5 protein-coding genes and 1 tRNA gene are annotated in these 6,813 nt (G+C 61.9%); 3 read left to right on the top strand and 3 right to left on the bottom strand.

What is annotated here, in order from left to right; translation table 11 throughout:
- Positions 1 to 66 precede the first annotated feature (66 nt).
- Positions 67 to 666, top strand: a complete 600-nt coding sequence (locus tag PMI26_RS17270) for a flavin reductase family protein (RefSeq protein WP_007973913.1) — start codon at positions 67 to 69, stop codon at positions 664 to 666.
- A gap of 47 nt (positions 667 to 713) precedes the next feature.
- On the top strand, positions 714 to 1,808 hold the full coding sequence (gene ddlA, locus PMI26_RS17275) for a D-alanine--D-alanine ligase (RefSeq protein ID WP_007973912.1): 1,095 nt from the start codon (positions 714 to 716) through the stop codon (positions 1,806 to 1,808).
- 78 nt (positions 1,809 to 1,886) lie between these two features.
- On the opposite strand, the gene ggt is transcribed toward ddlA, so the two are convergent.
- Complete coding sequence (gene ggt, locus PMI26_RS17280) at positions 1,887 to 3,719, bottom strand: gamma-glutamyltransferase (protein WP_007973911.1); 1,833 nt, start codon at positions 3,717 to 3,719, stop codon at positions 1,887 to 1,889.
- A gap of 167 nt (positions 3,720 to 3,886) precedes the next feature.
- Between ggt and PMI26_RS17285 the strand changes: the two genes are divergently transcribed.
- On the top strand, positions 3,887 to 4,990 hold the full coding sequence (locus PMI26_RS17285) for a DUF2817 domain-containing protein (RefSeq protein WP_007973910.1): 1,104 nt from the start codon (positions 3,887 to 3,889) through the stop codon (positions 4,988 to 4,990).
- A gap of 155 nt (positions 4,991 to 5,145) precedes the next feature.
- Here PMI26_RS17285 and PMI26_RS17290 read toward each other — a convergent pair.
- Together PMI26_RS17290 and PMI26_RS17295 are read right to left on the bottom strand one after the other, a co-directional pair.
- Positions 5,146 to 5,222, bottom strand: a tRNA-Met gene (locus tag PMI26_RS17290).
- A gap of 87 nt (positions 5,223 to 5,309) precedes the next feature.
- Positions 5,310 to 6,764 carry an amidase gene (locus PMI26_RS17295; RefSeq protein ID WP_007973908.1) on the bottom strand — a complete coding sequence of 485 codons (1,455 nt, stop codon included), beginning with the start codon at positions 6,762 to 6,764 and terminating at the stop codon, positions 5,310 to 5,312.
- Positions 6,765 to 6,813 lie beyond the last annotated feature (49 nt).

Here is a 6,813-nt window from a genome sequence, read left to right as displayed (position 1 = left end):
CAAGCCCGCTCCCACAGGGTTACGTGGGCGCTACAATCGGCTCCTTTCCCCCAGGAGCAGACTTCCATGAGCGCTTCCCACCGCCGTCCGGTCCCTTTGTCCAAGGCTTATCGTCTGCTCAATCATGGCCCGACCGTGCTGGTCAGCGCCGCCCACGATGGCCGGCGCAACATCATGGCGGCAGCCTGGGCCATGCCGCTGGATTTCGAACCACCGAAAATTGCCGTGGTGCTGGACAAGTCCACCTGGACTCGCCAGTTGCTGGAAGCCTCGGGCACTTTTGTGCTGAATGTTCCTTGCGCTGCCCAGGCTGACATTGTGCAGACCGTCGGCTCGACCTCCGGCCTGGAATTGACCCAGGGCCAGGGGCGCGACAAGTTCGAGACCTACGATTTGCAGACTTTCACCGGTGAATCGGTCGATGCGCCGATGCTCGAGGGCTGCGTGGCCTGGCTGGAATGTCGCCTGTTGCCGGAGCCGAACAACCACCAGCAATACGATCTGTTCCTGGCCGAAGTGATTGCCGCCCAGGCCGACGAGCGCGTGTTCAGCGAAGGGCGTTGGCACTTCGAAGGGCAAGACGCCTTGCGCACCTTGCACCACGTGGCGGGCGGGCACTTCCTGACCATTGGCGAGCCGGTGGACGGCAAGACCTTGCAGCCGTAAGGTTTCGACTATTCAGGTTGTAAGCACATTCACCAGGAGGCCAGGCGATGAGAAAGCTGCGTGTAGGGATAATCTTTGGCGGGCGCTCGGCAGAGCACGAAGTGTCGTTGCAATCGGCGAAGAATATCGTCGACGCTCTCGATCGTTCTCGCTTCGAGCCGGTGCTGATCGGCATCGACAAACAAGGCCACTGGCACCTCAACGACCCTTCCAACTTTTTGCTGAATCAGGAAAACCCGGCGCTGATCGCCCTCAATCAGTCCAATCGCGAGCTGGCCGTGGTGCCCGGAAAAGCCAGCCAGCAACTGGTGGAAACCAGCAGTCAGGAAATGCTTGGCCATGTCGATGTGATCTTCCCGATCGTCCACGGAACCCTGGGTGAAGACGGTTGCCTGCAAGGTTTGCTGCGCATGGCCGATCTGCCGTTTGTCGGCTCCGATGTGCTCGGCTCGGCCGTGTGCATGGACAAGGACATCAGCAAGCGTCTGCTGCGTGATGCCGGCCTGGCCGTGACGCCGTTCGTGACATTGACCCGCGCCTCGGCGGCACGCACCGGGTTTGCCGAGGTTCAGTCCCGGCTCGGTTTGCCGCTGTTCGTCAAGCCGGCGAACCAGGGCTCTTCCGTGGGCGTGAGCAAGGTCGCCGACGAGGCCGAATACAGCGCAGCGGTGGAGCTGGCCTTGAGTTTTGATACCAAGGTGTTGATCGAATCCGCCGTCAGCGGCCGCGAGATTGAATGCGCAGTGCTCGGCAATGAAGAGGCGATCGCCAGTGGTTGCGGTGAGATTGTGGTCCGCAGCGGGTTCTATTCCTACGACAGCAAATACATCGACGACATGGCTGCTGAAGTGGTGGTGCCGGCCAATATCAGCGTCGAGGCCAGCGAGCGCATTCGCGCCCTGGCCGTCGAGGCGTTCCAGGTGCTGGGCTGCTCCGGCCTGGCCCGCGTCGATGTGTTCCTGACCGACAGTGGGGAAGTGCTGATCAACGAAATCAACTCGCTGCCCGGTTTCACCCGCATCAGCATGTACCCGAAGTTGTGGCAGGCCACCGGCATGACCTACAGCGAGCTGGTGACGCGGTTGATTGAACTGGCGCTGGAAAAACATCAGGTTCGGCAGGGGTTGAGGATCAGTCGCTAAGTGCGCTGCTGATTTTCGCCTGCTCATGAACAAAAGGGCCTACCCACCGGTAGGCCCTTTTTTGTTCTCGCGTGCGACTCAATCCCCCAGCGCTTGTCCCTCACGCCGCGGGTCGGCACCTCCCGTCAGCGACGCTTTGCCCTGGGCGTCCTTGACCCGAACAATCGCCTGGGTGCCGCTGGTCATGTCGATTTCGCTCACGCTGTGCCCTTTGTCTTTCAGCGCCTGAATCAGCGCGGGGCTGAACTGGCCCTGTTCCAGTTCGGTCGGGCCGTTGCGGCTGCCGAAGTTGGGCAGGTTGATGGCCGCTTGCGCATCGAGATTCCAGTCGAGCAGGCCGATGGTGGATTTGGCCACGTATTCGATGATTTGCGAGCCGCCAGGGGAGCCGACAGTGGCGAGGAATTCGCCGCTCTGGCGGTCGAAGATCAGGGTCGGCGCCATGGACGAGCGCGGGCGTTTGCCGGGTTCGACGCGGTTGGCGACTTTCTGCCCGTTTTCCTCGGGGATGAACGAGAAGTCGGTCATCTCGTTATTGAGCATGAAACCCTGAACCATGATGTGCGAGCCAAACGCTGACTCGATGGTGGTAGTCATCGACACGGCGCCGCCTGCGTCATCGACGGCCACCACTTGCGAGGTGGAAATCCGCAGTGGCGAACGGTCCGGCGCATAGGCCACCTGGATGCCCGGCGGTGTGCCGGGTTTGGCCGTGCCCATGCTGCGTTCGCCGATCAGGGCGGCGCGGCTGGCGAGGTAGGCCGGGTCGACCAGGCCTTTGACCGGCACGGGCACGAAGTCGCTATCGGCCAGGTACTGCGCGCGGTCAGCGTAGGCCAGGCGTTCGGCTTCCGAGATCAGGTGCACGGCTTGCGGGTCGGGTTCGCTGCCGGCCGGGGCTGTGGTCTTGACCGGCTTCAGCGGTGCCAGCGCCAGGCGCTTGTCGCGAGCCTCCAGGGCTTGCAGCGTGCCGAGGATCTGCGCCACGGCGATCCCGCCCGAGGACGGTGGTGGCATGCCGCAGACTTGCCAGCGCTTGTAGTCGGTACACAGCGGTGCGCGTTCTTTGGCCTGATAGTTGGCGAGATCGGTCAGGGACAGGCTGCCGGGGTTGGCGTGGCCCTGAACCTTGGCGGCGATTTCCTCGGCGACCGGGCCTTTGTACAGGGCATCCGGGCCTTCATGGGCGATGCGTTTGAACACGGCGGCCAGTGCCGGGTTCTTCAAGTTTGTGCCGACTACTTTTGGGCTGCCATCGGCATTGCGGAAATAGGCCATCATTTCCGGGGAGCGCTGCATGGACGAATCCGCCGCGATCAACTGGTGCAGGCGTGGCGAAATGGCGAAGCCTTGTTCGGCGAGCTGGATCGCCGGTTCAAACAACTGCGCCCAGGGCAGGCGTCCGTGTTTTTGATGGGCCAGTTCCAGGGCGCGCAATACGCCGGGAGTGCCCACCGAGCGGCCGCCAATCTGCGCCTGGGTGAAACCCATCGGTTGTCCATTGGCTTGCAGGAAAAGCTTCTCGGTGGCACCGGCCGGGGCGGTTTCACGGCCGTCGTAGGTGCGTACCGCCTTGCCATCCCAGAGTACGATCAATGCACCGCCACCGATGCCCGACGACTGTGGCTCGACCAGCGTCAACACCGCTTGCATCGCAATTGCCGCGTCGATGGCCGAGCCGCCCCGGCGCAGCATCTCCCGCCCGGCTTCGGCCGCCAGCGGGTTGGCCGCCGCTGCCATGTATTTTTCGGCGTGTTGAGCTTTCAGGTCGGTGCGGAAACCGGAAGCGCTTTCCGGGGCGAGCGGCAGCGTCGGCACCGAAGCGTTGTTGCACGCGGCCAGGGTCAAGGCACTGACGACCAGTGCCAGGGCAGGCAGGCGATGGCGGCGCAAAGCGAAGGTTGAAAACACGTGGGGTACTCCGTCCGTTGGATCTACGATCAGTGGACTTTATCGGCCGACCGGGAGGGACGCAAACCGGGGTCCCATGGCACTGACGTTTTTGTCCTTCATCAATGGCAGGAATTTCTGTAGGGTCGTTGCCAACAGACAGGCCAGAAAATCAACAAGAGGCAGACATGCACACCGAGTTCCCAACCCAGCCCGGCTACCGTGCCCAGCGTGAACAGTTCCTGGCCGCAGCGGCTGCCGCAGGCGCAACCTTGACTGAATATCCACACCCGCTCAAAGGTCCGTTCGGTGAGTCGCTGAGTACCGATGTGGCGGTGTTGGGGGATCCGGGCGCCAAGCGTCTGTTGGTTGCGCTGAGCGGCACTCACGGGGTTGAGGGCTTCTATGGCTCGGGCTGCCAGATCAAATGGCTGCAGGAGTTGGGCAAGCGTTCCCTGCCAAAGGATGTCGCCGTGGTCATGATCCATGCCATCAACCCCTGGGGCATGGCGTGGTTGCGTCGGGTCAACGAAGACAACATCGACCTGAACCGCAATCACCTGGATTTCCAGCGCCCGCTGCCGGACAACCAGGCCTATAACACCTTGCATGAAATCTATGCCTGCCCGCAGTTGCACGGCCCCGAGCGTGAGCGTGCCGATGCCTTGCTCGACGAGCAGATTCGCCTGCATGGCTGGCCAGCGGTGATGTCGATCGTCGAGGGCGGTCAGCATGCTCACCCCGATGGCCTGTTCTACGGCGGGCTGGCGCCGAGCTGGTCGAACCGCACGCTGCACCGGATCGTGCAACAGCATGTGGCCCATGCCGAAGTGGTCATGTGTTTTGACTTGCACACCGGTGCGGGTGAATACGGTCATCCGATGCTGCTGACCATCACCGAGTCCGCCTATCCGGCGCTGCCGGATGCGCAGGCGATCTACGGGCCGTGGCTCTACAGCCTGCAAACCGGCGCCGACACTGTCAGCGAAACCGGTGTGGCGGCAACGGCCACTGGCTACACCTCGCAGGCATTGATCAATGCACTGCCGCAGGTGCGCTTGATGCCTTTTGTCATCGAGTGCGGAACGTATCCGGGGCCGGACGTTCACCGCCATTTGCGCGATGACCACTGGCTGCATCTGTATGGCAATCCGGGTGACGCAACAGGGCGCGGGATCAAGTTGAATCTGCTGGAGCAGTTCTATCCGGCCGATAGCGATTGGCAGTCGATGGTCTGGTTGCGCACGTGGCAGATCTGGGAGCGGGCGTTGTCGGTATTGCCGACCGTGTAGGAGCGAGCCTGCTCGCGATGGTCGTTAACGATAACGCGTGTTTACTTGCTAAACGCGTTGCTCTTGAGTCCATCGCGAGCAAGCTCGCTCCTACAGGGATATAAAAGCGAGGCATAAAAAAACGGCCTACCTTTCGGTAAGCCGTTTTTAGTACTTGGTGGCTACACAGGGACTTGAACCCCGGACCCCAGCATTATGAATGCTATGCTCTAACCAACTGAGCTATGTAGCCAAGTGGCGCGCATTATTCACCGGTAACGGGGATGCGTCAAGCATAAATCTAAAATATTTCTCTGCGCTTTCAACCGTTTATCAAAATCTACCTTCCAAGCAGGGGTGACGGGCAGCGCTGGAACCAGCGACTGGCCTGTTCGTACGCGTGCGCCAATTGCAGCACAGCGAAGTCGGCCTGGTGTCTGCCGATGATTTGCAGGCCCATCGGCAGGCCGCTGGCGTTGAAGCCGACCTGTACGTTGGCCACCGGGCAGCCGGACAAGGTGCCGGGAATCACCACCTCCATCCAGCGGTGATAGGTGTCCATGCTCACGCCTTCAATGGAAGCGGGCCACGCTTGGGTCTTGTCGAACGGGAATACCTGGGCGCTGGGCAGTAGCAGGTAGTCATATTGTTCGAACAGCCTGGAGATCGCCCGATACCAGTCGCTGCGCGTCACTGACGCGGCAAACACTTCGCTGGCCGAGAGTTTCAGGCCGTTTTCCACTTCCCAGCAGGCTTCCGGTTTCAACAGCGCACGCTTTTGCGGGTCGGCATAGGTCGCACCCAACGAGCCGGCGACCATCCAGTGGCGCAAGGTTCGCCAACTGCTCCACAGCTTCTCTGGCGCGAATTCGGATTGAACCGGTTCAATGTGGCAACCCAGGCTTTCGAAGTCGGCAAAGGCTTTTTCGCACAGCGAGAGGACGCCTTTCTCCATCGGCAGATAGCCGTTGAAGTCGCCGAGCCAGCCCAGGCGAGTGCCTTTGAAATCGCGATCCAGCGGTGCCGCAAAGGCACTGCCGGACTCGGCAATCGACAGTGGCGCCCGCGCATCGGCCCCGGCCTGCACCGACAACAGCAACGCGGCATCGCGCACGCTGCGCGCCATGGGGCCTTCGTAACCGAGTTGGTCGATAAACAGGTCGGCACTGTCATCGAAGGGCACGCGGCCCTGGGACGGACGGAAGCCGAAGATGTTGTTGAACGCGGCCGGATTGCGCAGCGAACCCATCATGTCGCTGCCATCGGCCACCGGCACCAGGTGCATGGCCAGTGCCGCCGCTGCGCCGCCGCTGCTGCCGCCAGCGGTCTTGCTCGGGTCGTAGGCGCAACCGGTCGTGCCGAACAGCGGGTTATAGCTTTGCGAGCCAAGGCCGAATTCCGGGGTGTTGCTCTTGCCGATGATGATCGCGCCGGCGCCCTTGATCCGCTCGACCATGATGCCATCGCGTTCGGGAATGAAGTCCTTGTACAGCGGCGAACCCAGGGTGGTGCGGATGCCGCGCGTCAGGGACAGATCCTTGATGGCATGGGGCAGGCCGTGCATCCAGCCACGGTATTGGCCGCGGGCCAGTTCGGCATCACGGACATCCGCCTGGGCCAGCAGGTCATCCGGCGCTTGCAGGCTCACCAGCGCATTGATCTGCGGATTGAAGCGTTCGATATGGGCAAGATAAGTCTGCATCACTTCCCGGCAGGAAACCTGGCGCAGGCGGATGCGTTCGGCGAGTTCATGGGCCTGCAACAGGACCAGTTCGCTGATGATATTGGAGTTCATTGCAAGCGGCCTTTCAGACGGCTGGAAAAACGCCCCGCCTTTGCGTCGG

The organism is Pseudomonas sp. GM33 (assembly GCF_000282295.1).
Classification (GTDB): Bacteria; Pseudomonadota; Gammaproteobacteria; order Pseudomonadales; family Pseudomonadaceae; genus Aquipseudomonas; species Aquipseudomonas laurylsulfatiphila.
This window is presented reverse-complemented; position numbering and strand designations above follow the sequence as displayed.

Bases quoted from the DNA above. Each gene is read 5' to 3' on its own strand.
- PMI26_RS17295 (WP_007973908.1), bottom strand. From the start codon at position 6,764: ATGAACTCCAATATCATCAGCGAACTGGTCCTGTTGCAGGCCCATGAA.
- PMI26_RS17285 (WP_007973910.1), top strand. From the start codon at position 3,887: ATGCACACCGAGTTCCCAACCCAGCCCGGCTACCGTGCCCAGCGTGAA.
- PMI26_RS17270 (WP_007973913.1), top strand. From the start codon at position 67: ATGAGCGCTTCCCACCGCCGTCCGGTCCCTTTGTCCAAGGCTTATCGT.
- ddlA (WP_007973912.1), top strand. From the start codon at position 714: ATGAGAAAGCTGCGTGTAGGGATAATCTTTGGCGGGCGCTCGGCAGAG.